Genomic DNA, 26,638 nt, shown 5'->3' on the forward strand with positions numbered 1-26,638 from the left:
GAAATCAAAAATAATAGATGAAAACTCTCTTCAAGTTACGCTATGAAACATATAAATCTGAAGAGAGTATCAAGTATTTTCAATATTATTTTATTAAAATCAGTCTTTGACTTCTACTTTTACGCTTCCTACTTTCTCGTATTCAGCAATATAAATACCTTTTTCTAAATGTAGTGGTGAAATAAATGTACCTGAAGAAATAAATTGACCTTTTTCTAAACGTTTTCCATGTGAATGTAATTTTTTATTTAACCATTTTATAGATTCAATAGGATTTCCTAGTACGTCACTAGAATGTCCTGTTTCAATTTCTTGATCGTTTTTAAATAACTTTAAGTTAATATCAGCAAACGATTTGTAATCAAGAGGTGTTACTCTTTTTCCAACCACAATTAAACCTGTTGCAGTATTATCTGAAATTAAATCTGATAAAGCAAAGTTAGGGAACCAATCTTTATAACGTGCGTCAGGAATTTCAATACCTGGAGCTACTTTTACACTTTCTAAGATGGTTTGAACATCTGCATTCTCTGGTAAATCTGCAGTTAATTCAAAGATAAGTTCAGGTTCAAGTAATGGATCAAATAATGTTGATAATGAGATAGAGTTACCACCTTCGACTACTTGAGTAGATAAAATAGTACCGTACGCAGGCTCATTTGTATTGGCAATGGCTTGAGTGGCGGCACTTGTCATACTTACTTTGTAACCTTTAATTTCTGATTTTTGCTTATTTTTTAATTGATTAATGAGATCATCTTGTGTGTGATAGGCTTCTAACTCATTTAGTTCAAAAGAGGAACTGATAAAATCAATCGGTTTTTTTGATGTAAAAGCTTGATATAAGGCTGTTGAAACTTCTTTGTTAGCGTGAGTCATAGTATCTCTCCTTTGATATCTGAAAATTGTCATTATTATGATAACTTTAATTAGTTTAGCATGCAAATCTTAATTTAAAATAAAGGGCAATTTAGAAGAAAAATAAAATATAAATTGTTAACATATATTCAGTAATTAAAAAAGGAGTGGACTTAATGTCAGATTATGTTTACGAATTAGCTAAAAAACATCATTCAGTTCGAAAATTTAAAGATCAACCTTTAAGTGAAGACGTTGTTAGAAAGTTAGTTGAAGCTGGGCAAAGTGCTTCAACATCTAGTTATTTACAAACGTATTCAATTATTGGAGTAGAAGACCCAGAAATTAAAGCAGAACTCAAAGAAGTATCAGGACAACATTATGTGGTAGATAATGGCTATTTATTCGTATTTGTTTTAGATTATTATCGTCATAGTCTTATTAATGAAGATGTAGAACAACACATGGAGACGTCATTTGAGTCAGCTGAGGGCTTATTAGTTGGTGCCATTGATGTTGCATTAGTATCAGAAAATATTGCTTTAGCAGCTGAAGATATGGGCTATGGCATTGTATACTTAGGTTCGCTTCGCAATGATGTCGGACGTGTACGTGAGATTTTAGACTTACCTGAATATGCCTTCCCTCTATTTGGTATGGCTATAGGGGAGCCAGCTGAGGATGAAAATGGATCACCAAAACCACGTTTACCTTTTGGACATGTCTTCCATAAAAATGTCTATAATAGTAATAAAGCACAACAAAAAGAAACATTAAACGCTTATGATCAAATGGTTAGTAAATACTATCAAGACCGTACAAATGGTGTGAGAAATGAAACCTGGTCTCAACAAGTTGCTGGATTTTTAAGTGGAAAAGCACGATTGGATATGTTAGAGCAATTAAATAAATCTGGATTAATGAAAAGATAAAATAAAACCGAAAAAAGAGAGGCAGAATTTGTTCGAAATTCTGCCTCTCTTGTTATTTATGATTCTGTGGATAATTCTCCATAATGATTAGAATTAAATTTTTCTTTATCTAAGTTACCTGTTAAATGTGCTGTACCAGTACCTGCTAATATAGAATCATTGACATTTAGAGCAGTACGACCCATATCAATAATTGGTTCGATAGAAATTAATACACCCGCTAATGCAACTGGTAAGTTTAAAGTTGATAATACAAGAATTGAAGCGAAAGTTGCACCGCCACCAACGCCAGCTACACCAAATGAACTAATAACTACAACAGCAATTAGTGTAAGAATGAATGGTATATCTATGTCAACATGAGCAACAGGAGCAACCATAATAGCAAGCATTGCTGGATAAATACCAGCACATCCATTTTGGCCAATAGACAAGCCGAATGAAGCTGAGAAGTTTGCAATACCTTCAGGTACTCCTAAACGTTGCGTTTGAGTTTGCACATTTAAAGGAAGCGCTCCTGCACTTGAACGTGATGTAAATGCAAAAATCAGTACTTCAAGTGTTTTTTTGACATAACGAATAGGGTTGATTCCCATAATCGCTAAAATAATTAAATGAATAACATACATTGTAAGTAAAGCTGCATAAGATGCAATCATGAATTTACCTAATGTCCAAATTGCTGCAAAATCACTTGTAGCAATTGTAGAAGCCATAATTGCGATAATTCCATAAGGAGTTAATCTTAAAACAAAGGTAACAATTGACATGATGAGAGCATAAACAGCATCAATACCACGTTTTAATAAGCTACCATTATCAGGTTGTTTACGTGCAACACGTAAGTATGCAAATCCTACAAAAATGGCAAATATTACTACTGCAATAGTTGAAGTTGTTCTCTGACCAGTAAAATCTAAGAACGGATTGCTTGGTAATAATTCAAGAATTTGTTGTGGTAGTGTATTCGCTGTAAGTTGCTTCGCCTCACTACTAATTTCATTTCCTCGTGCATGTTCTGCACTACCTAAATCGATACTTGAAGCATCAAGGCCAAATACAATGGCATAAAAAATACCTACAACGGCTGCAATAGCGACAGTACCAATTAAAAACATAAAAATATAAGAACCTATCTTAGCAAATTTATCGCCAATTTGTATCTTACTAAATGCTGAAACAATAGAAATAAAAATAAGAGGCATAACAATCATTTGTAATAATGTCACATAGCCATCTCCAACGATGCTAAACCAATCAGTTGTAGTTTCAAGCACTTTAGAATTAACACCATAAATAAGGTGTAAAATAATACCATATACAATTCCTAATCCTAGAGCGGTAAAGACTCGTTTAGGGAATGATACATGTTTTTTAGCCATAATGAATAAGCCGATAATGAAAATCAACATTATGACAATATTAATAATTGAAAATAATGTTCCCATATAATGATTCTCCTTTTATTAGTTAAATCCGACACATTTCATAAGAATAGTATTAAATATATAATAATTCAATACTTTAAATAACATAAATTACTAAATATTTTTACAAATTAATTATAAATAGACACTAAATGAGTATTAAAACAAAAAAACAGGATCGAAATCTTTTTAATTTCAATCCTGTTTTAGTAAATAGCACTATATACAATTGTTACATTAAAGATTAAATAGTCTAGCTAAGAATCCTTTTTTCTCATTTGAAGATGAAACATAAGTTTGATGTTCTTTTAAATTATCAATCGCTTGTTGATTGTTATCATTAATTTCTTTAACTAAGTTATTTTTAGTATAATCAGATTGTTCTTTTTGAGCAGTTTGAATGGCTTGTTGTGATGTTTGGATGGCAGCTAATGACTCATTATTTGCTTTCAATTTTTCAGTAATTTGACTTTGTAATTCTTTAAGTTCATTTTGCTGTTGATGAACTTGAGTAATCATCTGACCTAACATTTGACGTTCTTCACGCATTTTTTGTATTTCCGTACGTAAGTCTTCTACCAATTGTGTGACGCCTTGATCAGCTGGTAACTGTTGTTGGTCTTCTTTAACGATAACTTGTAAAAAATCTTTTTCTTTTTCTAATTCTTCGAAAGCTAAATCATAGCTATTTGTTTGTTTTACCTTTTCTGCAATATCTTGGAAAAGTTCAATATCTTCTTCTTTAAAGTCTGTAGCCTCACGACCACGATATTCAGTCTTACTAAGTTGATATCCTCGTTCTTCTAAATGTTGGACGATTTTGCGGACTTGTTTTTCACTTAGTTTGACACGTTGAGCGAATTCTTTAGTTAACATAATTTGAAGTCCTTTCGTATCTATAGAATATTGTTCATTTACACTGACGTTTGTCTTCGGTTAGTGACACGTCAGTCTAACCTCGCATATTAGTTTAACCTTTTATATCGCGCTTTTCAAGTGTTCTATCAAGGTAAACGTAAATTCATCTTTTCTAAAAGGGGGTATATAATATCTCTAGAAATTCCATTCGCAAATACATATTTGAGAATATAATTAGATTTCACACTAGCAGGATAGATGTCTTTTGTAAGTTCAATGTTAGATTTAATAAATAAGTCAGTACGTATAGGTGTTTCTTCAAACGTATAGTTAGGATGCAAATAATCAATGTCATATTGTTGTTCAAAGTCATTTTCTAATAAGGTATGATGACGTCGTTTAATTAATTGATTATCTAATATACTATTATCAAGTTTCGGGACTTCAATCATTAAAAAGTTAATATCTCTAGCATGTACTTTATTAGATAATATATTTAGGTGAGTTTCAACTTCATTTAAAGTTTGAGATATGATTTCATCATAGTTTGAATCAACTACAGCTAATAAGTGGACTAAAAAGGCTGAATTTGTTGTTGCCTCGTAGTGCGCTGTAGCCAAACTGATTATATTTTCTTTCTCAATACCAACAATCAAAACATAATCATTTTCTGTTTTATTATTCTGTAAGGACCGTTTTGTGATAATGCTGTCTTCAAAAAAATCAACATCTAATTGTTTATTATAAAACTCGACGGCTTTTTGATAATAAGCGTCTTCTAAAGAATGAATAGTGTGAAATTTCATAGCGATCTCCCCGCATCATATTTTTTTAAGTATAGCACATTTGTAAAGTAGCACATCATAATACAAAATATATTAAAAAACTTCTTTCAAAGTTATAAATGATTCACACTTTACTTTGAAAGAAGCATATATTAATTTTTGACTGTTAATTTGTAAGAAATTATATTCATTTAACAATCGACATGAATAAATACAATGAATGGTTAAACTTATTTTTAAGATTTTGGACCCTTAGACTCATTAGCGTAATGAGTGATATCAACTTCTTCATAAGCTGCGTTGTTTTTTTCAACTTCATTATGTGAAGAAGCGTCTTTTCTAGCGATTACTAAAAATTTGCCATCAAGCATATCTTTTTTATATTGTTCTGCTTGGTTATCAGATAGTTTGAAATTATTCAATACAGCTTCTTCACCATCTTCACCGGTTAATAAGCGTGACATGCGATCACTGAATGAACCACTTGTTGCTATAAGTGTTACTTGAGAATTATGTAAATCATCTAAATGTAATTTAGATTTACTGATAACAAATATCTCATTTTCTGAATATCCTTCTGCTTTTTTCTTTTCAATCACATTGTAAATTTGATTTTCATTATCTATAACTGTAATATCTGGCATATTCATCGTCCTCCATCATTTCATGCTACTTTTAAATACTTATACCCTAATGAATAGATATAAAACGTTTCTATATAATTATATAATTAAACATATGTGTTTTACAAATACAGTTTTTTTATATGATATTAAACGCTTACATTTATAAGTAGTGTGATTACAAGGATAAACTCTCCATCAGTTATTGAAAATAAGCTTAAAATTTGCTATTATCATTAAATAATTTATATTGCTCATATAATCTGAAGAATATGGCTTTAGAAGTTTCTACCGTGTTGCCATAAACAACGCGACTATGAGTTCAAGTACAAAGGTAAGGAAGTTAATGAGAAGTTTGAGGATTGGCTAAGATGTCTTATACTATATTATCATTTGTATAATGTAAAGTAGTGTTTATCATCTATAAATCTAAATTATTTACTTCTAAGTTACAAATGAATGTGTATCGTACTTGTTCACTTATAGATCCTGAAACTAGATAAAAGTTTCGGGTTTTTTTATATAAAGTTTAGGAGGTTTTGAAGTGGAAGCGCTCGAACAAAAAGTCAAGGAAGATGGCGTAGTCATTGATGAAAAAATATTAAAAGTTGATGGATTTTTAAATCATCAAATTGATGCCAAATTAATGTATGAAGTGGGTCAAACATTTTATAAACAATTTAAGGATAAAGGGATTACGAAAATTTTAACTATTGAGGCTTCCGGTATTGCTCCTGCAATCATGGCTGCATTACATTTCGATGTGCCATGCTTATTTGCAAAAAAAGCAAAGCCAAGTACTTTAAAAGATGGATTTTACAGTACTGATATCCATTCATTTACTAAAAATAAAACAAGTACAGTGATTGTATCAGAAGAATTTTTAGGGTCTGAAGATAAAGTATTAATTATTGATGATTTCTTAGCAAATGGTGATGCTTCACTTGGATTGTACGACATTGCACAACAAGCTAAAGCAGAAACAGTAGGCATAGGAATTGTTGTAGAAAAAAGTTTCCAAGATGGACGACAAAGATTGGAAGAGGCTGGTTTAACTGTTTCTTCATTATGTAAAGTTGCTTCCTTAACAGGGAATAAAGTGACTTTACTAGGTGAAGATGAATGAAAAATTTAATTTTAAGTGTACAACATTTATTAGCAATGTATGCAGGTGCTATTTTAGTACCTATCATTGTAGGAACAAGTTTAAAATTCTCACCTGAAGAGATTGCTTATTTAATTACAGTAGATATTTTTATGTGTGGAGTAGCTACATTTTTACAAGCAAATAAGATTACTGGTACAGGGCTACCTATTGTTTTAGGATGTACATTTACTGCTGTAGCACCTATGATTTTAATTGGACAGACTAAAGGTTTAGACGTGTTATATGGATCATTGTTCCTATCAGGTATCTTAGTTGTGATCATTGCTCCATTCTTTTCTTATTTAGTTAAATTTTTCCCACCTGTTGTTACAGGTAGTGTAGTTACAATTATCGGAATTAACTTAATGCCCGTTGCTATGAATTATCTTGCTGGTGGTCAAGGCGCTAAAGATTATGGTAACCCTAAAAATCTAATTTTAGGTGGAGTGACACTTATTGTTATCTTACTATTACAACGATTTACAACGGGATTCTTAAAATCTATTGCAATTTTGATTGGTTTAGTTATAGGCACTATATTGGCTAGTATCTTTGGATTAGTTAATATTAGCCAAGTTGGTGACGCACATTGGCTCGGTATTCCACGACCATTCCGTTTCTCAGGATTTGGCTTTGATTTCGGTGCAACATTAGTGTTTACAATTGTAGCAATTGTAAGTCTGATTGAATCAACTGGTGTATATCATGCATTAAGTGAAATCACTGGTCGTAAGCTAGAACGTAAAGATTTTCGTAAAGGTTACACTGCGGAAGGTCTAGCCATCATTTTAGGATCAATCTTTAATTCTTTCCCTTATACAGCTTATTCGCAAAATGTAGGACTTGTTTCACTTTCTGGAGCTAAGAAAAATAAAGTCATATACGGAATGGTAGTCTTACTTTTAATAAGTGGTTGTATACCTAAACTAGGTGCTCTGGCTAATATTATTCCTTTACCTGTATTAGGCGGTGCAATGATTGCTATGTTTGGTATGGTAATGGCTTATGGGGTAAGTATTTTAGGAAATATTGATTTCAAAAATCAAAATAATTTATTAATTATTGCTGTATCAGTCGGACTTGGTACAGGAATTAGTGCTGTACCTCAAGCATTTAAAGCTTTAGGAGAACAGTTCGCTTGGTTAACTCAAAATGGTATTGTTTTAGGAGCAATCTCTGCTATTATTCTTAATTTCTTTTTTAACGGTATAAAGTATAAACAAAACGACGAAAATGTGAAATAATAAGATTAACTATATAAAAAATGGAGGCTGTGTTATAAATGTGGGAAAATAAGTTTGCTAAAGAATCATTAACTTTTGACGATGTTTTGTTAATTCCAGCTGCATCAGACGTATTACCAAATGATGTTGATTTAAGCGTAGAATTATCAGATAAAATTAAATTAAATATTCCAGTTATTTCTGCTGGTATGGATACAGTAACTGAATCTAAAATGGCTATTGCTATGGCACGTCAAGGTGGTTTAGGTGTCATCCATAAAAACATGGGCATTGAAGAGCAAGCTGATGAAGTACAAAAAGTAAAACGTTCAGAAAATGGTGTTATTACGAATCCATTCTTCTTAACACCAGATGAAAGTGTTTATGAAGCAGAAGCATTAATGGGTAAATATCGTATTTCAGGTGTGCCTATTGTAAAAGATGAAGAATCAAGAACACTCGTTGGTATTATTACAAACCGTGACTTACGTTTTATTGAAGATTTCTCAATTAAAATTTCAGATGTGATGACTAAAGAAAATTTAATTACAGCTCCAGTTGGTACAACATTAGATGAAGCAGAAGCAATCCTTCAAAAGCATAAAATTGAAAAATTACCATTAGTAGAAAATGGTCGTTTAGAAGGTCTCATCACAATTAAAGATATAGAAAAAGTACTTGAATTCCCTCATGCAGCGAAAGATGAGCATGGCCGTTTACTTGCAGCAGCAGCTATCGGTACATCTAAAGATACTGAAATTCGTGCACAAAAACTTGTAGAAGCAGGAGTAGATGCGTTAATTATTGATACAGCGCATGGACATTCTAAAGGTGTGATTGAGCAAGTCAAAAAAATGAAAGATAAATATCCTGACCTTACAATTATTGCAGGAAATGTTGCAACTGCTGAAGCGACACGCGCTTTATTTGAAGCAGGTGCAGACGTGGTTAAAGTAGGTATTGGACCAGGATCAATCTGTACAACACGTGTCGTTGCAGGTGTAGGTGTACCACAAATTACTGCAGTATATGACTGTGCTACTGAAGCACGTAAACATGGTAAAGCGATTATTGCTGACGGTGGTATTAAATTCTCTGGTGATATTATTAAAGCATTAGCGGCTGGTGGTCATGCTGTTATGTTAGGTAGCTTATTAGCTGGTACTGAAGAAAGCCCAGGCGCTACTGAAGTCTTCCAAGGTAGACAATATAAAGTATATCGTGGAATGGGTTCTCTTGGAGCCATGGAAAAAGGGTCAAATGATCGTTACTTCCAAGAAGATAAATCTCCTAGAAAATTTGTTCCAGAAGGTATTGAAGGTCGCACAGCTTATAAAGGACCATTACAAGATACCATTTATCAACTTATGGGTGGAGTAAGAGCTGGTATGGGTTATACTGGTTCACCAAACTTAAAAGTATTGCGTGAAGAAGCACAATTCACACGTATGGGCCCTGCAGGTTTAGCGGAAAGTCATCCACATAACATACAAATTACTAAAGAATCACCAAACTATTCATTTTAATGTAAGGTGAGCAAGAAGCGATTAAATTAAGAAAGTACGCTTTTCTATAAATTGTTTATAGAGGTTGAAATTATTTATTGTCTTTATAAATATGAAAAGCGTCTTTCTATTGTTTACATAAATTAATTTAAAGGAGATTTACTATTATGGAAATGGCTAAAGAACAAGAGTTAATTCTTGTCTTAGATTTCGGTAGTCAATATAACCAGTTAATTACACGTCGTATTCGTGAAATGGGCGTTTACAGTGAATTACACGATCATGAAATTTCTATAGATGAAATTAAACGTATGAATCCTAAAGGTATTATTCTTTCAGGAGGTCCAAATTCTGTTTATGAAGAAGGTTCATTTACGATTGATCCTGAAATTTATAATTTAGGTATTCCAGTGTTAGGTATTTGTTACGGTATGCAACTTACAACCAAACTATTAGGCGGTAAAGTTGAACGTGCAAATGAACGTGAATATGGTAAAGCAATTATTAAAGCAAAATCTGATGAGTTATTCTTTGGTTTACCAGAAGAACAAACAGTGTGGATGAGTCATTCAGATAAAGTCATTGAAATTCCTGAAGGTTTTGAAGTTATTGCTGATAGCCCAAGTACAAATTATGCTGCTATCGAAGATAAAAAACGTCGTATTTATGGTGTGCAATTCCACCCAGAAGTACGTCATACAGAATACGGTAATGATTTACTAAGAAATTTTGTCCGTCGTGTATGTAATTGTACAGGTGAATGGACAATGGAAAACTTCATTGAAATTGAAATCGAAAAAATTCGTGAACGTGTAGGCAATCGTAAAGTATTATGTGCCATGAGCGGTGGTGTAGATTCATCAGTTGTTGCAGTATTATTGCATAAGGCCATTGGTGATCAATTAACATGTATTTTTGTAGACCATGGTTTACTTCGTAAAGGCGAAGGCGATATGGTAATGGAACAATTCGGTGAAGGCTTTGATATGAATATTATTCGTGTAAATGCCAAAGAACGTTTTATGGAAAAACTAAAAGGCGTTTCTGATCCAGAAAAAAAACGTAAAATCATTGGTAATGAATTTGTATATGTGTTTGATGATGAAGCGGCTAAATTAACAGATGTTGATTTCTTAGCACAAGGTACACTTTACACAGATGTGATTGAATCAGGTACAAAAACAGCGCAAACAATTAAATCTCATCATAATGTAGGTGGATTACCTGAAGACATGGAATTTGAATTGATTGAACCTATTAATACATTATTTAAAGATGAAGTTCGTGCCTTAGGTATTGAATTAGGTATCCCTGAACATTTAGTATGGAGACAACCATTCCCAGGTCCTGGTTTAGGTATTCGTGTGTTAGGTGAAATTACGGAAGATAAATTAGAAATCGTTCGTGAATCTGATGCGATTTTACGTGAAGTGATTCGAGAAGAAGGTCTTGAAAGAGAGATTTGGCAATACTTCACAGTACTACCAGGTATTCAATCTGTAGGTGTTATGGGTGATTATCGTACGTATGATCATACAGTAGGTATTCGTGCTGTAACATCAATTGATGGTATGACAAGTGATTTTGCACGTATCGATTGGGAAGTATTACAAAAAATTTCTAGTCGTATAGTTAATGAAGTAGACCATGTAAACCGTGTCGTCTATGACATTACTTCTAAGCCACCAAGCACTATAGAATGGGAGTAGCCCATTAAAAAAAGCGAGCATTTTCGTGAGAAATGCTCGCTTTTTTTTATTAAATTCAATAATTTGGACGTTTATGCTAATTTCTTTTTGATTGAAATGATTATCGTCTTTGTTGTAATGATGTTCTATGGTGTACTTTTTGAAGAATATATTGATACACCATCAATGATATGAATAACCATGAAAAACTAAAAAATATGCCGCCAACTACGTCAGTGAGATAGTGAGCATGGAAGTATAATCTTGAAAATAAAATACCTAACCATACTACAATTAACACCGTATTTATTATGCGTTTTACCCAGATAGTTCCTAATTTAGGGATAAGTACAAAAATAAGAGCAAAAATAACAATCGTACTTGTTAAAGCATGTCCGCTTGGGAATGAAAATCCTGCATCAATTGTTAAGTGATCATAAGGTCTTGAATGATGAATGATGTCTTTTAACGCAATACCTATGATACCTGCTGAAGCTACTGTTGTCGGTAACCATATTGCTAATAAGAAGCGTCGCTTAATTAAAACAATAGTTGCGATGATAAGGGTCAGGGTAATAAAGGTTGCAATATCACCGTATGATGCTAGAAACGTCATAAAGTCATTGAACCAATTACCTTTGAAATTCATTTTTGGTTCGCCAAATGTGTTTAAGAACCAATAGAATGATTGTAAATCTAATATATGTGTCCATAACGACTTAGTAAAAACCGAAAAAATAGTTATTAAAAAAATGAGACTACTTATTATAAATGAAATGGTTAATGTATATTGTTTATTTTGCATCAGTACTATACCTTTCTTTATTTTAATCTAGTTTAACTTGTTAAAGCGCTAAAGTTATCGATACAAAGAATGATTTAATATTAAAATAAATTTAAAGACAAAAAAGCTAAGGTAATCACAAAAATATGATAGTCATCCTTCATTATTCAAAAAAAGCAAATAAAATATTAAAAAACTTTACAAAAAAATTAAGCGTTTTCACAGAATTGTTACATGAATATTGAACAAAATATGTTATTTTATAAGTAATGAAGTAAATTCATTTTATCCGTGAGAGTTTGGGACATACTTTATCGTCTCAAACTCTTTTTATATATTAGAAATTTGACTTTTAGTTGATATTTTCATATATTGTATTTAATATGCATTAAATTATACATAGGTTTATATCAAGCAATGAGGCAAAAAGTATCATTTACTTTATTGTTTAATTGAAGGGTAAAACTAATGTACTTAAATCTAAATTATAGGTTGCTTAAAGAGCATTAATAAATATATTGAATGAGCATAAAAGAAGCCTACAATAGATAGTCGTCCTTTTTAATAGGATAAAACTAAACTATTGTAGGTGTTTTATTATATTATAAGCAATAGTTATATATAGGTTACAGTTTAAAAGTGGAGGAATGATAATGTTAAGTATGAGTAGTTTACTTATATTATTTTTTATAACGCTTATTATGGCAGCGTTAAGTGGGTTGATTGTTTTAATCCCCTCAGTTCCAGTTAAATACATAAGATTTCACTTAGCTTTACTTCTATTGCCAGTTATTGTAGGTATTGTAGGGTTAGTGACTATAAATGAAAGAGAAGTTATTGGCATATTTGCCTTAGATAAACTTGCTTGGTTAGTAGGTGCTTTTGTTTTAGCGTTAGGTTTTATTATTCAAAAGTTTTCAACGCGTTATTTATTAGGAGATCACAATTATCGTAAGTATTTTCCTTTATATACATTTATAACTGTTTTTGCTTCACTAGGATGGTTAAGCAATGACTTACGTTTAATGACTTTATGCTGGGGATTAACGTTATTTTGTTTAACGCAACTAATTAGATTGAATAAAACTTGGAAAGTTCCAGCGGAGGCAGCAAAAGTTTCTGCACGTTCCTTTATTATTGGATGGTTAGCGCTATTAATTGCGGTTATTTTGCTATACATAGGAACAGGAGAATGGACAATCGATCCTTCTCAAAATTATGACTATGCTCTAAATCATGGTCTAAAATTAGTTATTGATTTATTGCTTGTTGTTGCTGTTATTATTCCAGCTGCGCAATATCCATTTCAGAGTTGGTTAATTGAATCAGTTGTTGCGCCTACACCTGTATCAGCTATTATGCATGCCGGTATAGTTAATGCGGGGGGCATTATTTTAACGCGTTTTTCACCGATATTTGATAATTCTATTGCTCTTACAATATTATTAATTATTTCTAGTATTTCAGTATTGATTGGTTCGGGCATTAGTTTAGTACATGTTGATTATAAACGACAACTTGTTGGATCAACGATGAGTCAAATGGGTTTTATGCTCGTTCAATGTGCAATGGGTGTTTATTCAGCTGCGATTATCCATTTAATATTGCATGGTATATTTAAAGCTACATTATTCTTACAATCAGGCTCAGTTGTCAGACGATTTAATATACCAACTCCACCTAATATTAAGAAATCATATGGATGGATAATACTTGGAAGAGCTCTTGCATTGATTATTGCAATTGTATTTTTTATGACAAGTAACCATAGCCCATATATTTTGATTAGTGCATTTATCTTAGCTTGGTCTATCTCTGTATCATGGAATCAACTTGTAGCATTAAATAAAGGAGTAATGGGACGCTTTATAGGTATTACAATGATTGTAGTTGTTGCAATGGTTTATATTATGACTCATCAAGTATTTGTTAATATACTCCATCATGTATATATGGCTCCTGCCCATCCACCGTTAATTAGTATTATCATTAGTATTGCAATTTTAGTGCTAGGTAGTATTTTTAGTATTTGGGTCGCTCGCCATCGTACATCTACAGCCTTTGCTAAAGTTTACTTATGGTTAATTAAAATTGGAGAAGCTAAATTTAAATCTGTAGAAAGCCATCCAAATTATTTAAAGAAATATTTATAAGAGGTGAACATTTACATGACTATTAATATAGAAGACGTTGTTCAATCTGCACGTCGTGTGATTACGCCACTTTCACCAATTTCAATCTTTGCAGCACGTAATCCATGGGAAGAACTTGAGTATCAAACCTTTGATCAAGTTGCACAATGGTTTAAACATGTGCGTGATATTGATTTATATCCAAGCCATGCTTCTGTAATGACGGCGCTTGAAAATGGTGAGATTGATAAACATATCGTTGAAGAAGAAGTACAACAAGCTATTCAATCTTATAAGACGGATATTCCTAAGACTCATGTGGATACGTACTGCAAAAATGCTATGAATATTAAAGATATTCCGAGAGATTTAATTACTAAAGAAGCCTATCTGAAATTAGAAGTCTCAAAACTCAAAAAAGTATTCGAAAATGAGTCATTTGCTTATGCACGTTCAAAAAGTGCAAATGCATTTAATGCTAAAGGCGAATCTTTAATGGATGAGTTAAATACTCATATTATTAAATGGTCAAAATTATATTTAGATACTTTCCAATCAAGTTGGACAATGCCTAAACGCGAAGAAGGGTTCTATGTAGCCTGGTTACATTTAGCGAAATATGATCCAATGTTGACTAAAACTCAACGTAAAATGATTAAGATGTTGCCACACAACTATGAAGACGCATTAATCATGGCACTTAATCATCTAGATATTGCTGAAGATGAATATGAATTTTATTTAACTGGACATCTTTTATCGTTACCAGGTTGGGCAGGTATGATGTATTATCGTGCTGAAAAACATGAACATGAAAAAGACTTATTAACTCAATATCTTGCAATACGCCTTACAATGGAATGTATTCTATTAGATACTGAAAAAATGAGCCGTCCGGCAGTCTTAAATGTTGAAAAAAGAATAAAAGAACTTGTGAGTAAATGGTTATATTATGGTGAAATGACGATTGATGAATGGGCTGAGATGTCTATTGAGGGTCAAATTGAACACTTGAAGTTTGCTCATGATTTTAATCCATTATACTTCAAGAAATTATGGTTAGAAGCTTGGGAAGAAACTCACGAACGCAAACTTGTTGAGATGATTTACGATAAATCGGTCAAGCGTGACAAACAACCTACAAAAGTACAACTTGCATTTTGTATCGATGTACGTTCTGAACCATTTCGTCGTCATTTAGAAAATCAAGGGCCATTTGAAACTATAGGAATTGCAGGTTTCTTTGGTTTACCTATACGAAAAAAAGCATTAGATGAACAGTTTAGTCATGATTCTTTACCAGTGATGGTACCTCCTGCATATACTATTAAAGAATATGCAGAGCGACATGCATTAAATACGTATAATCAACAGCAACATTCCATTACATCCATGTTTTATACTTTTAAATTAATGAAAAATAATGTGCTACCTAGTTTATTATTGCCAGAATTAAGTGGGCCATTTTTAAGTTTAAATACACTTGCAAGTACATTAATGCCAAAGAAAACAGGCGTATTTATTCGTAAATTGACTAAAAATTGGTTAAAAAAACCGAATGCTAAGCTAACGATTGATAGAGATCATCATGTACATAGTGATTTGCCTGTTGGATTTACTGAAGAAGAACAAATTGCTTTTACGAAACAAGCGTTACAATTAATGGATTTAACTACAAATTTTGCGCCATTAGTAGTACTTGGAGGGCATGGAAGCGAAACAAACAATAATCCCTACCATGCATCATTAGAATGTGGTGCTTGTGGAGGAGCTTCAAGTGGATTTAATGCGAAATTACTTGCCATGATGTGCAATTTACCTTTAGTACGTCAAGGGTTAGCCGCTGAAGGCATTCATATTCCGGATGAGACAGTATTTGTTGCTGCAGAACATAAAACATCAATTGATGAATTAGAATGGATTTACGTTCCCTCATTAACATCAGAAGCAAAGAAAGCATTTGATATTTTAGAAGAAGCCATGCCACGTGTAAGTTATCATGCAAATTTAGAACGTCTTGCTCAATTACCTCGTTTAAGCGATAGAGAATTGAAACATCCAATTGCGGAAGCACATCGCTTTGCAAATGATTGGAGCGAAATCCGTCCAGAATGGGGCTTAGCACGTAATGCAGAATTTATTATTGGGCAACGAAGTATTACAGAAGGTAGTAATTTAGAAGGACGTGCATTTTTACATAATTATGATTATGCGAAAGATCCTGATGGTCAATTACTAAATACAATTATTTCTGGTCCAGCACTCGTTGCACAGTGGATTAACCTACAGTATTATGCCTCTACAGTGGCACCACATTTTTATGGTAGCGGTAATAAAACAACACAATCTGTCACTTCTGGTGTTGGCGTTATGCAAGGGAATTCAAGTGATTTATTAGCTGGATTGCCATGGCAGTCTGTGATGGCAGGGGACAATAAAATTTATCATGCTCCAATTCGATTATTAGTCGTGATTCAAGCACCAGATCGTTATATACAACGTTTACTTAATGATAATATTAAGTTTAAACAAAAAGTCGATCATCAATGGGTACGTCTTGCAAGTATTGATGAAAAGGGTAGTTTTAAAGATTGGTAAGCTATTCGATTTTAATTTAAAAAATGATACACTAATGTTAATTAAACATTAGGAGATTTGTTATAGCAATGACGAAATCGAAAGGTATGTATGAAGCAGAAATTAGTAAAGCAATTACGCAATGGGAAAAAGATTTTCTTGGACGTGGTTCGTTGTCAGTAAAGACAGATATTCTACGAGATATGATTATCGTCAACTTACAAGGTATTTTGACGCCTGCGGAGTATCGTGTATGTGAAACTCAAGAGGGATTACTTAACATTAAACGTACACGCTCAGAACTGGTGGAATCTGGACAAGATGATTTAATGCAACTTGTTTTCAAAATCACAGGTACTGAAGTTAAAAGCTTCCATAGTGATTTAAGTACAATTACTGGTGAACGTATTATTGTTTTTAAATTAGATAAGAACCTTGAAAAATCACTTTAAAATAAAATGTTATAAGTACGAGAAGAGATTAGGAAATGTTATATAAAAAATAATTCCTAATCTCTTTTTTTACAAGCGAATTTTTATCATTTATTGTAAAATCTAACTAACATTAAAAGAGAGATAGAGATGCGAACGAATCAATTCAATCAGAACCTCTTACTCATTATCATTTGTCCGACTATTCTGATGCTAGAGGTATAAAAGGGCAATACGATCAATGAGTTAAGTTAAGTAGTCAACATATTGATGAATGAATTGTGTGATACATCTTCAAACTTTAATGAATATGAAGAACGGATATATTATTTGAAAGAGTTTTCATAAAATATTAGTATCAAATGTAGTAAAGGAAAAACAAATATGAAAAATAAATTAGAAGTATCGCCAACTAAAACTATTTCTATGTTTGTTGTTGGATTAATTATTTTTATAATAACGGCAATGAATGTCATTTATCATACCACACTAATGCAAAAATTAGATTTAAACTCATTACATGAGTTGACCAACTATTTTGGTAAACCTAGAAGACACTATGACGGTACAATTTGGCATAAAATGATGACGTTTTGTGCTAATTTTGGAGAAGTAAAATCCATTCTCTACATAACGTTATTTTTAGCACTTATCTTAATTTTTAAAAATTATAAACTTTCATTGTGGTTATTAGTTACGATTTATACAGGAACTTATGTTAATTTTTTAATTAAACAAATAATAGCTCGTCCTCGTCCGTATAACCATCTTTTAGTAGACCATGGATATTCATTTCCAAGTGGTCATTCAAATGCCAGTACATTATTTGCTTTAGCTATACTCTTAGTTGTTATTCCACTTATTAAAAACAAAGCGATACGATATAGTATTGCTATAGTTGTCGTTATATTTTGGATAGGCGTATTAAGTTGTAGGTTATATTTCCACGCTCACTATCTAACTGATGTCATTGGTGGTTTTTCGTTAGGAATGATTTGGGTTGCTTTATTTTCAATGACGTTACCACTCTTTAATATTAAATTAAGAAAGAAGTAAAGCTTAAGTTTCATAACATAAGTATTTTAAAAGGGGAGAATACTATGAAAATCAAATCACCACATCCGATTTATTTAGAAGGTTCAAGAAAAGAAGCGATATTATTACTTCACTCATTTACAGGAACTGTTCGTGATGTAAAACCATTAGCTAAGGCGCTTAATGAAGAAAACTTCACATGCTTTGCACCAAATTATCAGGGACATGGCTTACCTTTAGACCAATTTACTCAATTTACGATTCAGGATTGGTGGAATGATGTATTAGAAGGGTATCAATTTTTAAAAAATAAAGGGTTTGACACTATTTTTGTAACGGGGATCTCACTAGGGGGACTATTTACATTAAAGTTAGCTGAGTTATTTGATGTTTCTAAAATAGCAGTGATGTCTGCACCAAGTGAAAAAGAAGAAAAAAGTATTGCGTGGCGTATGGAACGTTATGGTCAGCGCATGAATCAATTATTGAAATTTGATGAAACTACTTCACAACAACAACTTGGAACAATTCAAGACTATCAACCACATATCGCAGAATTTAAAGCATTTATTGAGATAATTTCTAATGAATTAGAACGTATACATGTTCCCGCTCGTATTTTGTATGGTGGTAATGATGATGCCTTTTATCAAAATAGTGCCCATTATATTTTTAATCATATTGATAGTAATAACAAAGATTTAACATGTCATCCGTTAAGTCGTCATTTAATGACTTATGGAGATGGACATGAAGACGTTATCACTCAAGTTGTAACTTTTTTTAAATCTGAATAAAGGAGTAATAAGATGAAACGTACATTCTTACTTATATATACAACGGTTTCTGGAACTACTTATAAAGAATTTAAAACGTTCCAAGATGGTCCAGACTATGACACATGCATACAGCGTATTATTGATGAATTTGATGAATTGGCCTATTTATTTCTAAAAGATGACTCACAAGTTCATTACATTAATGTTGATCATATCGAAAGTTTGAATATTCAAGAAGTAGATGAAGGTCAATCCATAATATATGATTTTGAAAAATAAATGTAACAGTAAGTTTAAACGATAAGAATAGTTGAGAGATGTCATTTACATCTATTCTTATCTTTTTAATACTCATTTATATGCATATTGCACTATTTAGTCAGACATGTTAGAGTAGAACTTAATCGCACACATGCTTTAACGCGTTAAAGGGAGATAGAAAATGAGTAATCAATCACAATGGAAAACATCAACCGGATTTATTCTAGCAAGTGCTGGTTCTGCTATAGGATTAGGCGCAATGTGGAAGTTTCCATATATGGCTGGCATTTATGGTGGTGGCGCTTTTTTATTTTTATTTTTAATCTTTACTATTTTTGTAGGATTACCGTTACTGATTATGGAATTTACGGTAGGAATAATGGGGCGCACTTATACGACTCGAATTTATAGTAAATTAACAGGAAAAAAATGGTTAAATATTATTGGGTGGAATGGAAATTTAGCTGTTTTTATTTTATTCGGCTTTTATAGTGTTATCGGTGGCTGGATTGTTATATATATTGGGAATGTGTTTTTACAATTATTATCTGTTGAACATACGTCATTAACTCAAATTAAATTTGAAAAAATAATTAGTAACCCGTGGTTAACTGTGTTGGGACAGGGTATTTTTATTCTTTTAACAATGATTATCGTTATGCTAGGTGTAGAAAAAGGTTTAGAGAAAGCTTCTAAAATGATGATGCCCTTATTATTTGTTTTTCTAATTATTGTTGTTGCTAAATCATTGACATTAGACGGAGCATTAGAGGGCGTTCGCTATATATTACAACCGAGAATAGAAGATATTTCAGTTAAGGGTGTCTTATTTGCATTAGGTCAATCGTTCTTTACACTATCCTTAGGCACGACAGGTATGATTACATATGCGAGTTATGCGCCTAAGGAAATGACGATTAAATCTTCCGCCATTTCAATTGTTATTATGAATATTTTAGTTTCTGTATTAGCAGGACTTGCAATATTCCCAGCTTTAAAAACATTTGGTTATGCACCTCAAGAAGGACCAGGACTCTTATTTAAAGTGTTACCGTTAGTATTTAATCAAATGGGCTTTGGTATTGTATTTTATTTAATTTTCTTAATTCTATTTTTATTTGCGGCATTAACGTCTTCTATTTCTTTATTGGAATTAAATGTCTCAAATTTCACTAAAAATGATAATACTAAACGAAAAGCTATATCAGTTATTGCAAGTATATTAGTATTTATTATTAGTATCCCAGCAACACTATCATTTAGCAGTTTAAGTGGAATTAAGTTTGGAGCGGGTACAATTTTTGATAATATGGATTTTATCGTATCGAATATCTTGATGCCATTAGGAGCATTAGGAACGACATTAGTTGTAGGTCAATTATTAGATAAACAAGCATTAAAAGAGAGCTTTGGGAAAGATAAATTTAAACTTTTTGTTCCATGGTATATTTTAATTAAATATATGATGCCCATTATTATTATATTAGTTTTTATTGTTCAATTATTTTAACATTAACAAAAATAAACAGAGTCTAGAATACAAATCGTTGTTCTAGACTCTGTTTAGCATAAAGATAATTTGAATTACATATTTTCAAACGTAACATCTTGTTTATGTAATTCTTTTAATATTTTTTCAGGAATTGAAGAATTATTAATAGTGACATGTTTAAATATACAATCTTTTATTTTTACATTTTCAAAATGACACAAATCCATAGTGACATTTTCAAAAATCACTTTTTTAAACGTGACGTTATCAAATTTTACATTACGTATATTGCTATTTTTAAAAATAGAATGTTCAATCGTTAATGTATTAAAATGATTTTCATCAAATGAGGTAACAGTTAAATTTGATTTACTAATCAGCGTCTTGAAAAAATTTACATTTTCAAAGATACTTTTATCAAAATTACAATTGATCATTTTTGAATTTGAAATAGTGCTTACATTCCTAAAAATACCTTCGCTAAAATCACAATGTTTAAAGTGACTTTTATTTACTTCAATTTCGTCGTACATTGAGTTTCTAAATGTACTATTTTTATAATTTAAATTTTTATAATCATCCTTAGTAAAGACGGATAAAGATAAGTCTGCTTTAGATGTCATCATCGATTCTCCTTTGTACGTTGATTCATCGTAAAATTTAATTCATTTCCAGTAGTTCACTTTTATCATAATATGAGTACTTAAACGCAATAACTAATTACATTTTACATAAAGAATCTAGCTTTTTGCAATAAGATATAAGTTAGCGTATAATTCGTAGCGGTTGAGTAAGAATTAAAATTAAATATTGGAAATGAATATGATTATAGAAAGTAGGTATGTTCAGACATTACATGAGTGTATTGAACGAAAGATATGATTACTTATGATTTAATAGGACAAACGCCACTAGTATTATTAGAAAGTTTTAGCGATGAACATGTACAAATTTATGCGAAGTTAGAACAATTTAATCCTGGTGGAAGTATTAAAGATCGACTAGGGAAATATCTTGTAGAAACTGCGCTAAAAGAAAAACGTATTGTAAAAGGAGATACCATCGTTGAAGCTACAGCTGGTAATACAGGAATTGGATTAGCAATGGCCGCTAATCGTTATCATTTAAAGTGTGTGATTTTTGCCCCAGAAGGATTTTCAGAAGAAAAAATTTCAATTATGCGAGTATTGGGTGCTGAAATCAAACGAACACCTAAAAATAAGGGAATGATTGGTGCACAAAAAGAAGCGCGTCATTATGCTGACAAATACGATGCAGTATATATGAACCAGTTTGAAACTGAACATAATCCAGAAGCCTATACGCATACACTTGGAAAAGAAATTACAGAGGCATTACCACACATTGATTATTTTGTAGCTGGTGCTGGATCTGGAGGAACGTTTACCGGTGTAGCTAAACATTTACAACAATTTAATGTTAAAAATATTATTGTTGAACCTGAAGGCTCAGTCTTGAATGGTGGCAAAGCACATGCTCATGATATTGAAGGTATTGGCTCTGAAAAATGGCCGGTATTTTTAGAAAAATCTATCGTTGATGATATTATTACAGTTAGTGATAATCAAGGATTTGAAAATGTAAAACGATTAGCTAAACAAGAAGGACTACTTGTTGGTAGCTCATCTGGTGCAGCATTACAAGGTGCTTTAGATATTAAACGTCGTATTGATAAAGGTATTATTGTAACAATTTTTCCAGATGGCAGTGATCGTTATATGTCAAAAAAAATATTTGAATACAAAGGAGAATAATAATGAAGAAAAAAACACAAATGATTCATGGTGGACATACGACGGATGATTTTACTGGAGCAGTAACGACACCAATTTATCAAACAAGTACTTATTTGCAAGATGATATTGGTGATTTAAGACAGGGTTATGAATATTCACGTACTGCAAACCCAACACGTGCTTCTATTGAAAGCGTCATTGCGAATTTAGAAAATGGTAAACATGGATTTGCATTTGGTTCAGGTATGGCTGCGATTAGCGCTGTTATAATGTTATTAGATAAAGGTGATCATTTAATTTTAAATTCTGATGTGTATGGTGGAACTTATCGTGCTTTAACAAAAGTCTTTACACGATTTGGTATTGATGTTGATTTCGTTGATACTACAAATATTGAAAACGTAAAAGATTATATTAAACCAGAAACAAAAATGTTATATATCGAAACGCCGTCTAATCCTTTATTACGTGTGACAGATATTCGACGTGCAGCAGAAATTGCGAAAGAAAATCAACTCATTTCTGTAGTCGATAACACATTTATGACACCGTACTATCAAAATCCGTTAGATTTTGGAATCGATATTGTATTACATTCAGCAACAAAATATATTGGTGGACACAGTGATGTTGTTGCAGGTTTAGTCGCTACATCTAATGATGAATTAGGTGAACGCTTAGCATTTATTTCTAACTCTACAGGTGGTGTATTAGGACCACAAGATAGTTATTTATTAATTCGAGGAATTAAAACACTGGGGTTACGTATGGAACAAATCAATCGTAACGTAGAAGGTATTGTGAAAATGTTACAAGAACATCCATCAGTACAACAAGTGTTCCATCCTAGTATTGAAAGTCATCTTAATCATGATATTCATATCGCTCAAGCAAGTGGTCATACTGGCGTTGTTGCATTTGAAGTCAAAGATACAGAAGCAGCTAAACAATTAATTCGTGAAACACACTATTTCACCCTTGCTGAAAGCTTAGGTGCGGTGGAAAGCTTAATTTCTGTACCTGCTTTGATGACACATGCATCTATTCCAGCAGATGTGCGTGCTAAAGAAGGAATTACAGATGGTTTAGTTCGATTATCAATCGGTATTGAAGACACTGAAGATTTAGTACAAGATTTAAAACAAGCCATAGATACGCTAAATAAATAGAATATAGTGAAAGTATTAATGCAAGAGTGCAATAGAAATTGAAACGATATTTATTGTACTCTTGTATTTTTATTATGATATTTGGAACTAAAAGAGTAATTCAATACTAAAAATATCTGAAATTTTCAATTTTTTAAAAAACTATATTGACGCATCCTTAACTTTTGCCTATACTTCATATCATACGAATTTAATCAGAATTAGATAAGGGTGAACATAGTGATTGAATTTCAGGGTGTAAATAAAGTATTTCGAAAGAAACGAGAAACCATCCACGCTTTAAAAGATGTTTCTTTTAAAATTGATGCGCGTGATGTGTTTGGTGTGATTGGTTATAGTGGTGCTGGTAAAAGTACACTAGTACGTTTAGTTAACCAATTAGAACAAGCTACAGAGGGCCATGTTATTGTAGATGGACATGATATTAATACATATAGTGAAAAAGAACTTCGCAACGTAAAAAAAGATATAGGAATGATTTTCCAACATTTTAATCTTTTAAATTCTAAAACCGTTTTTAAAAATGTAGCAATGCCATTGATACTGAGTCACAAAAGTAATTCTGAGATTAAAGAGAAAGTTGAAGAAATGCTAGAGTTTGTGGGACTTGCAGATAAGAAAAATCAATTTCCAGATGAGCTTTCCGGAGGACAAAAACAACGTGTTGCAATTGCAAGAGCACTTGTAACAAATCCTAAAATATTATTGTGCGATGAAGCGACAAGTGCATTAGACCCTGCGACAACAAGTTTTATTCTTCAATTACTTAAAAATGTGAATGAAACATTTGGGGTTACGATTATGATGATTACTCACGAAATGAGCGTGATTCAAAAAATCTGTAATCGTGTAGCTGTAATGGAACACGGGGAAGTTGTAGAAATTGGTACAGTAAAAGATGTGTTTAGTCATCCGAAAACGAAAACAGCACAAAATTTTGTATCAACAGTTATTAGTACAGAGCCTTCTAAAGCATTACGTGCCTCATTTGAAAGAGCAGATAATCATTATACAGATTACAGACTTTTCTTAGATAAAAAGCAAATTGATTATCCATTAATGAACGAGTTAATAAACCAATATGGTTTTAATGTAAATATTCTATTCTCGTCTATGTCAGATATTCAAGATGAAACGATTTGTTATTTATGGTTACGCTTTGAACACGATGCACAATTTAGTCGTGACACGGTAGAATCATATTTTAATGAGCGACATATTCATTATGAGGAGGTGCGTTAAATGTTTGGTTCAAGCATAGAGTCATCTCAATTAATGCAAGCATTGTATGAAACACTTTATATGGTAACAGTATCATTAATTATTGGTGCATTGATTGGTATCCCATTAGGTATTTTACTTGTAGTCACTCGAAAACATGGAATCTGGCCTAATGTCGTTATTCACCAAATTCTTAATCCAATTATTAATATTTTAAGATCTATTCCATTCATCATTTTATTAATCGCAATTGTACCTTTTACTAAATTAGTTGCAGGTACGTCAATCGGTACGACAGCTGCAATTGTTCCACTTACAGTATATGTAGCACCATATATTGCGCGTTTAGTAGAAAATTCACTTTTAGAAGTAGATGATGGCATTATTGAAGCAGCAAAAGCTATGGGAGCATCACCACTTCAAATTATTCGTCATTTTTTATTGCCTGAAGCATTAGGTTCACTTGTACTAGCTATTACTACAGCGATTATTGGTTTAATTGGTAGTACAGCTATGGCCGGTGCTGTAGGTGGCGGTGGTATTGGAGATTTAGCGCTTGTTTATGGTTACCAACGCTTTGATACATTGGTCATTATTATTACAGTTGTCGTTCTAGTTATTATCGTACAAATTATTCAGTCATTAGGTAACTTTATTTCTAGAATAATTCGCAGAAATTAGTTATTTAAATAAATTATTTTAATATTGGGAGGCAGTTTTTAATGAAGAGAATAATCGGTTTATTATTAGCATCTATTATTGTCCTTGCGGCATGTTCAGGCGGAGGAAATAGTAAGAAAGTAACAGTTGGCGTAGCATCAAATGATACTGCTGCTTGGGAAAAAGTAAAAGAATTAGCAAAAAAAGATGATATTGATTTAGAAATTAAGCACTTTTCAGATTATAACGTACCTAATAAAGCATTAAGTGATGGAGATATCGATATGAATGCATTCCAACACTTTGCTTTCTTAAATGAATATAAAAAAGCACATAAAGATGCAAAAATTGAAGCAATTAGTACAACCGTATTAGCACCTTTAGGCATCTATTCTAAAAAAGTAAAAGATATTAAAGATGTTAAAGATGGCGCGCAAGTGATGATTCCAAATGATGTTTCTAACCAAGCGCGTGCTTTAAAATTATTAGAATCAGCAGGACTTATTAAATTAAAAGATAACTTTGGTTTAAGTGGTACAACAAAAGATATTAAAGATAACCCTAAACATTTAAAAATTAAAGAAGTAGATGCTCAACAAACTGCACGTGCATTAGATGATGTTGATATTTCAGTTATCAACAATGGTGTAGCAACGAAAGCAGGCTTAGATGCTAAGAAAGATCCAATTTATTTAGAAAGTTCTACTTCAGATGCAGTTAAACCATACATTAATTTAATTGCCGTTAACTCAAAAGATAAAGATAATAAAACATACAAAAAAATTGTAGATCTATATCATAGTAAAGAAGCACAAGAAGCATTGAAAAAAGACACTAAAGATGGCGAAAAAGCAGTCGATTTATCTCAAAAAGAAATTAAAGACATTGAAGATAGCTTAAAATAGTAAGTTAAAAATTGTAGAATATCAATCGTTGTTTAGTCGTTTAGCATGTATCGTAGGTTAATGAATTAAAAATACACATATATCAAGCTTTTTTCGACTCTTGGAGTGGGACAGCTAATTCAAACATGAATTCTGTCTCGCTCTTTTTTTATATCATTTTCAATAGTATCATAAATTTTTGATTAAATATAATCACATTAAAAAAATCCTTATTTGCGTTATGCAATAATTAGACTAAAGAAATTGATTTTTATAAAGTTTTAAATTTATAAGTATCGTACTAAAATTTCATCATTATGTAATCAAATTGAAATGGAATATTATGATGAAATATATTAATTTATATAAGTAGACTACTTGAGTAGAAAAAATTAAAGTTAAAGCACTAG

General features: G+C 31.8%; 23 protein-coding genes, 1 pseudogene and 1 riboswitch. Of the genes and pseudogenes, 17 read left to right on the forward strand and 7 right to left on the reverse strand.

Going from position 1 to position 26,638, the window contains the following annotated elements:
* Positions 1-99: 99 nt before the first annotated feature.
* The gene (locus HMPREF2578_RS08440; RefSeq protein WP_017175680.1) at positions 100-879 is read right to left on the reverse strand and encodes a 2-keto-4-pentenoate hydratase; all 780 of its coding nucleotides are present in this window, start codon (positions 877-879) and stop codon (positions 100-102) included.
* 155 nt (positions 880-1,034) lie between these two features.
* On the opposite strand from HMPREF2578_RS08440, the gene HMPREF2578_RS08445 reads away from it, so the two are divergent.
* On the forward strand, positions 1,035-1,790 hold the full coding sequence (locus tag HMPREF2578_RS08445; protein WP_048762491.1) for an NADPH-dependent oxidoreductase: 756 nt from the start codon (positions 1,035-1,037) through the stop codon (positions 1,788-1,790).
* Between the two features lie 56 nt (positions 1,791-1,846).
* Here HMPREF2578_RS08445 and HMPREF2578_RS08450 read toward each other — a convergent pair whose 3' ends face one another.
* From HMPREF2578_RS08450 to HMPREF2578_RS08465, 4 genes and pseudogenes are all read right to left on the reverse strand, one after another.
* Entirely contained in the window at positions 1,847-3,238 is a 1,392-nt protein-coding gene (locus HMPREF2578_RS08450; RefSeq protein ID WP_017175682.1) for an L-cystine transporter, read from the reverse strand.
* Between the two features lie 356 nt (positions 3,239-3,594).
* Positions 3,595-4,093: pseudogene (locus HMPREF2578_RS08455) on the reverse strand (DNA-binding protein); the annotation flags it as partial.
* Positions 4,094-4,221: 128 nt separating this feature from the next.
* Positions 4,222-4,881: a hypothetical protein gene (locus tag HMPREF2578_RS08460; protein WP_037541624.1), complete on the reverse strand. Its 660-nt coding sequence runs from the start codon at positions 4,879-4,881 to the stop codon at positions 4,222-4,224.
* A 215-nt stretch (positions 4,882-5,096) separates the two neighbouring features.
* Positions 5,097-5,504: a YflT domain-containing protein gene (locus HMPREF2578_RS08465; protein ID WP_017175179.1), complete on the reverse strand. Its 408-nt coding sequence runs from the start codon at positions 5,502-5,504 to the stop codon at positions 5,097-5,099.
* A 213-nt stretch (positions 5,505-5,717) separates the two neighbouring features.
* Positions 5,718-5,820, forward strand: a riboswitch (purine riboswitch).
* A gap of 207 nt (positions 5,821-6,027) precedes the next feature.
* Here HMPREF2578_RS08465 and xpt point away from each other — a divergent pair.
* The 4 genes from xpt to guaA all read left to right on the forward strand — a co-directional run bounded on the left by xpt (position 6,028) and on the right by guaA (position 11,067).
* Positions 6,028-6,609: a xanthine phosphoribosyltransferase gene (xpt, locus tag HMPREF2578_RS08470; RefSeq protein WP_017175180.1), complete on the forward strand. Its 582-nt coding sequence runs from the start codon at positions 6,028-6,030 to the stop codon at positions 6,607-6,609.
* A complete protein-coding gene (gene pbuX / locus HMPREF2578_RS08475; protein WP_017175181.1) occupies positions 6,606-7,874 on the forward strand; it encodes a xanthine permease PbuX in 1,269 nt (422 codons plus the stop codon). The genes xpt and pbuX overlap by 4 nt, the downstream gene beginning before the upstream one ends.
* A gap of 38 nt (positions 7,875-7,912) precedes the next feature.
* The gene (guaB, locus tag HMPREF2578_RS08480) at positions 7,913-9,379 is read left to right on the forward strand and encodes an IMP dehydrogenase (RefSeq protein WP_017175182.1); all 1,467 of its coding nucleotides are present in this window, start codon (positions 7,913-7,915) and stop codon (positions 9,377-9,379) included.
* Positions 9,380-9,525: 146 nt separating this feature from the next.
* Entirely contained in the window at positions 9,526-11,067 is a 1,542-nt protein-coding gene (gene guaA, locus HMPREF2578_RS08485; protein ID WP_017175183.1) for a glutamine-hydrolyzing GMP synthase, read from the forward strand.
* A gap of 100 nt (positions 11,068-11,167) precedes the next feature.
* On the opposite strand, the gene HMPREF2578_RS08490 is transcribed toward guaA, so the two are convergent.
* Positions 11,168-11,695, reverse strand: a complete 528-nt coding sequence (locus tag HMPREF2578_RS08490; RefSeq protein WP_228451900.1) for a phosphatase PAP2 family protein — start codon at positions 11,693-11,695, stop codon at positions 11,168-11,170.
* A gap of 788 nt (positions 11,696-12,483) precedes the next feature.
* Between HMPREF2578_RS08490 and HMPREF2578_RS08495 the strand changes: the two genes are divergently transcribed.
* From HMPREF2578_RS08495 to HMPREF2578_RS08525, 7 genes are all read left to right on the forward strand, one after another.
* Positions 12,484-13,983 carry an NADH dehydrogenase subunit 5 gene (locus HMPREF2578_RS08495; protein WP_017175185.1) on the forward strand — a complete coding sequence of 500 codons (1,500 nt, stop codon included), beginning with the start codon at positions 12,484-12,486 and terminating at the stop codon, positions 13,981-13,983.
* 15 nt (positions 13,984-13,998) lie between these two features.
* Positions 13,999-16,560 (forward strand): DUF2309 domain-containing protein, encoded by a 2,562-nt coding sequence (locus HMPREF2578_RS08500; RefSeq protein ID WP_017175186.1) that lies wholly within the window; start codon positions 13,999-14,001, stop codon positions 16,558-16,560.
* Between the two features lie 68 nt (positions 16,561-16,628).
* On the forward strand, positions 16,629-16,991 hold the full coding sequence (locus HMPREF2578_RS08505) for a Na-translocating system protein MpsC family protein (protein WP_002447992.1): 363 nt from the start codon (positions 16,629-16,631) through the stop codon (positions 16,989-16,991).
* Between the two features lie 363 nt (positions 16,992-17,354).
* Entirely contained in the window at positions 17,355-18,026 is a 672-nt protein-coding gene (locus tag HMPREF2578_RS08510) for a phosphatase PAP2 family protein (protein WP_017175187.1), read from the forward strand.
* 44 nt (positions 18,027-18,070) lie between these two features.
* Entirely contained in the window at positions 18,071-18,802 is a 732-nt protein-coding gene (locus HMPREF2578_RS08515) for an alpha/beta hydrolase (RefSeq protein WP_017175188.1), read from the forward strand.
* A 12-nt stretch (positions 18,803-18,814) separates the two neighbouring features.
* Positions 18,815-19,063: a hypothetical protein gene (locus tag HMPREF2578_RS08520; protein ID WP_017175189.1), complete on the forward strand. Its 249-nt coding sequence runs from the start codon at positions 18,815-18,817 to the stop codon at positions 19,061-19,063.
* Between the two features lie 163 nt (positions 19,064-19,226).
* Positions 19,227-20,555, forward strand: coding sequence for a sodium-dependent transporter (locus HMPREF2578_RS08525; protein ID WP_037541620.1), 1,329 nt, complete (start codon positions 19,227-19,229; stop codon positions 20,553-20,555).
* 74 nt (positions 20,556-20,629) lie between these two features.
* Here the strand turns inward: HMPREF2578_RS08525 and HMPREF2578_RS08530 are convergent, their stop codons facing one another.
* A complete protein-coding gene (locus tag HMPREF2578_RS08530) occupies positions 20,630-21,160 on the reverse strand; it encodes a pentapeptide repeat-containing protein (protein WP_017175191.1) in 531 nt (176 codons plus the stop codon).
* 255 nt (positions 21,161-21,415) lie between these two features.
* Here HMPREF2578_RS08530 and HMPREF2578_RS08535 point away from each other — a divergent pair, with 255 nt between their 5' ends.
* From HMPREF2578_RS08535 to gmpC, 5 genes are all read left to right on the forward strand, one after another.
* Entirely contained in the window at positions 21,416-22,312 is an 897-nt protein-coding gene (locus HMPREF2578_RS08535; RefSeq protein ID WP_017175192.1) for a PLP-dependent cysteine synthase family protein, read from the forward strand.
* Between the two features lie 2 nt (positions 22,313-22,314).
* Positions 22,315-23,463 (forward strand): bifunctional cystathionine gamma-lyase/homocysteine desulfhydrase, encoded by a 1,149-nt coding sequence (locus HMPREF2578_RS08540; RefSeq protein WP_017175193.1) that lies wholly within the window; start codon positions 22,315-22,317, stop codon positions 23,461-23,463.
* A gap of 219 nt (positions 23,464-23,682) precedes the next feature.
* Positions 23,683-24,705, forward strand: coding sequence for a methionine ABC transporter ATP-binding protein (locus tag HMPREF2578_RS08545; RefSeq protein WP_070508387.1), 1,023 nt, complete (start codon positions 23,683-23,685; stop codon positions 24,703-24,705).
* A complete protein-coding gene (locus tag HMPREF2578_RS08550) occupies positions 24,706-25,365 on the forward strand; it encodes a methionine ABC transporter permease (RefSeq protein ID WP_017175194.1) in 660 nt (219 codons plus the stop codon).
* Positions 25,366-25,406: 41 nt separating this feature from the next.
* On the forward strand, positions 25,407-26,249 hold the full coding sequence (gmpC, locus tag HMPREF2578_RS08555) for a dipeptide ABC transporter glycylmethionine-binding lipoprotein (protein ID WP_002448016.1): 843 nt from the start codon (positions 25,407-25,409) through the stop codon (positions 26,247-26,249).
* Positions 26,250-26,638 lie beyond the last annotated feature (389 nt).

The organism is Staphylococcus sp. HMSC072H03 (genome assembly GCF_001809305.1).
GTDB lineage: Bacteria > Bacillota > Bacilli > Staphylococcales > Staphylococcaceae > Staphylococcus > Staphylococcus hominis.

What these genes read in the sequence shown, in the direction of transcription:
- HMPREF2578_RS08460 (WP_037541624.1), bottom strand. Translation starts at nt 4,881, where the DNA reads ATGAAATTTCACACTATTCATTCTTTAGAAGACGCTTATTATCAAAAA.
- HMPREF2578_RS08515 (WP_017175188.1), top strand. Translation starts at nt 18,071, where the DNA reads ATGAAAATCAAATCACCACATCCGATTTATTTAGAAGGTTCAAGAAAA.
- HMPREF2578_RS08500 (WP_017175186.1), top strand. Translation starts at nt 13,999, where the DNA reads ATGACTATTAATATAGAAGACGTTGTTCAATCTGCACGTCGTGTGATT.
- HMPREF2578_RS08505 (WP_002447992.1), top strand. Translation starts at nt 16,629, where the DNA reads ATGACGAAATCGAAAGGTATGTATGAAGCAGAAATTAGTAAAGCAATT.
- pbuX (WP_017175181.1), top strand. Translation starts at nt 6,606, where the DNA reads ATGAAAAATTTAATTTTAAGTGTACAACATTTATTAGCAATGTATGCA.
- HMPREF2578_RS08550 (WP_017175194.1), top strand. Translation starts at nt 24,706, where the DNA reads ATGTTTGGTTCAAGCATAGAGTCATCTCAATTAATGCAAGCATTGTAT.
- guaA (WP_017175183.1), top strand. Translation starts at nt 9,526, where the DNA reads ATGGAAATGGCTAAAGAACAAGAGTTAATTCTTGTCTTAGATTTCGGT.
- guaB (WP_017175182.1), top strand. Translation starts at nt 7,913, where the DNA reads ATGTGGGAAAATAAGTTTGCTAAAGAATCATTAACTTTTGACGATGTT.
- HMPREF2578_RS08525 (WP_037541620.1), top strand. Translation starts at nt 19,227, where the DNA reads ATGAGTAATCAATCACAATGGAAAACATCAACCGGATTTATTCTAGCA.
- HMPREF2578_RS08495 (WP_017175185.1), top strand. Translation starts at nt 12,484, where the DNA reads ATGTTAAGTATGAGTAGTTTACTTATATTATTTTTTATAACGCTTATT.
- HMPREF2578_RS08445 (WP_048762491.1), top strand. Translation starts at nt 1,035, where the DNA reads ATGTCAGATTATGTTTACGAATTAGCTAAAAAACATCATTCAGTTCGA.
- HMPREF2578_RS08540 (WP_017175193.1), top strand. Translation starts at nt 22,315, where the DNA reads ATGAAGAAAAAAACACAAATGATTCATGGTGGACATACGACGGATGAT.
- HMPREF2578_RS08510 (WP_017175187.1), top strand. Translation starts at nt 17,355, where the DNA reads ATGAAAAATAAATTAGAAGTATCGCCAACTAAAACTATTTCTATGTTT.
- HMPREF2578_RS08535 (WP_017175192.1), top strand. Translation starts at nt 21,416, where the DNA reads ATGATTACTTATGATTTAATAGGACAAACGCCACTAGTATTATTAGAA.
- gmpC (WP_002448016.1), top strand. Translation starts at nt 25,407, where the DNA reads ATGAAGAGAATAATCGGTTTATTATTAGCATCTATTATTGTCCTTGCG.
- HMPREF2578_RS08490 (WP_228451900.1), bottom strand. Translation starts at nt 11,695, where the DNA reads ATGAATTTCAAAGGTAATTGGTTCAATGACTTTATGACGTTTCTAGCA.
- HMPREF2578_RS08465 (WP_017175179.1), bottom strand. Translation starts at nt 5,504, where the DNA reads ATGCCAGATATTACAGTTATAGATAATGAAAATCAAATTTACAATGTG.
- HMPREF2578_RS08520 (WP_017175189.1), top strand. Translation starts at nt 18,815, where the DNA reads ATGAAACGTACATTCTTACTTATATATACAACGGTTTCTGGAACTACT.
- HMPREF2578_RS08440 (WP_017175680.1), bottom strand. Translation starts at nt 879, where the DNA reads ATGACTCACGCTAACAAAGAAGTTTCAACAGCCTTATATCAAGCTTTT.
- HMPREF2578_RS08450 (WP_017175682.1), bottom strand. Translation starts at nt 3,238, where the DNA reads ATGGGAACATTATTTTCAATTATTAATATTGTCATAATGTTGATTTTC.
- HMPREF2578_RS08530 (WP_017175191.1), bottom strand. Translation starts at nt 21,160, where the DNA reads ATGACATCTAAAGCAGACTTATCTTTATCCGTCTTTACTAAGGATGAT.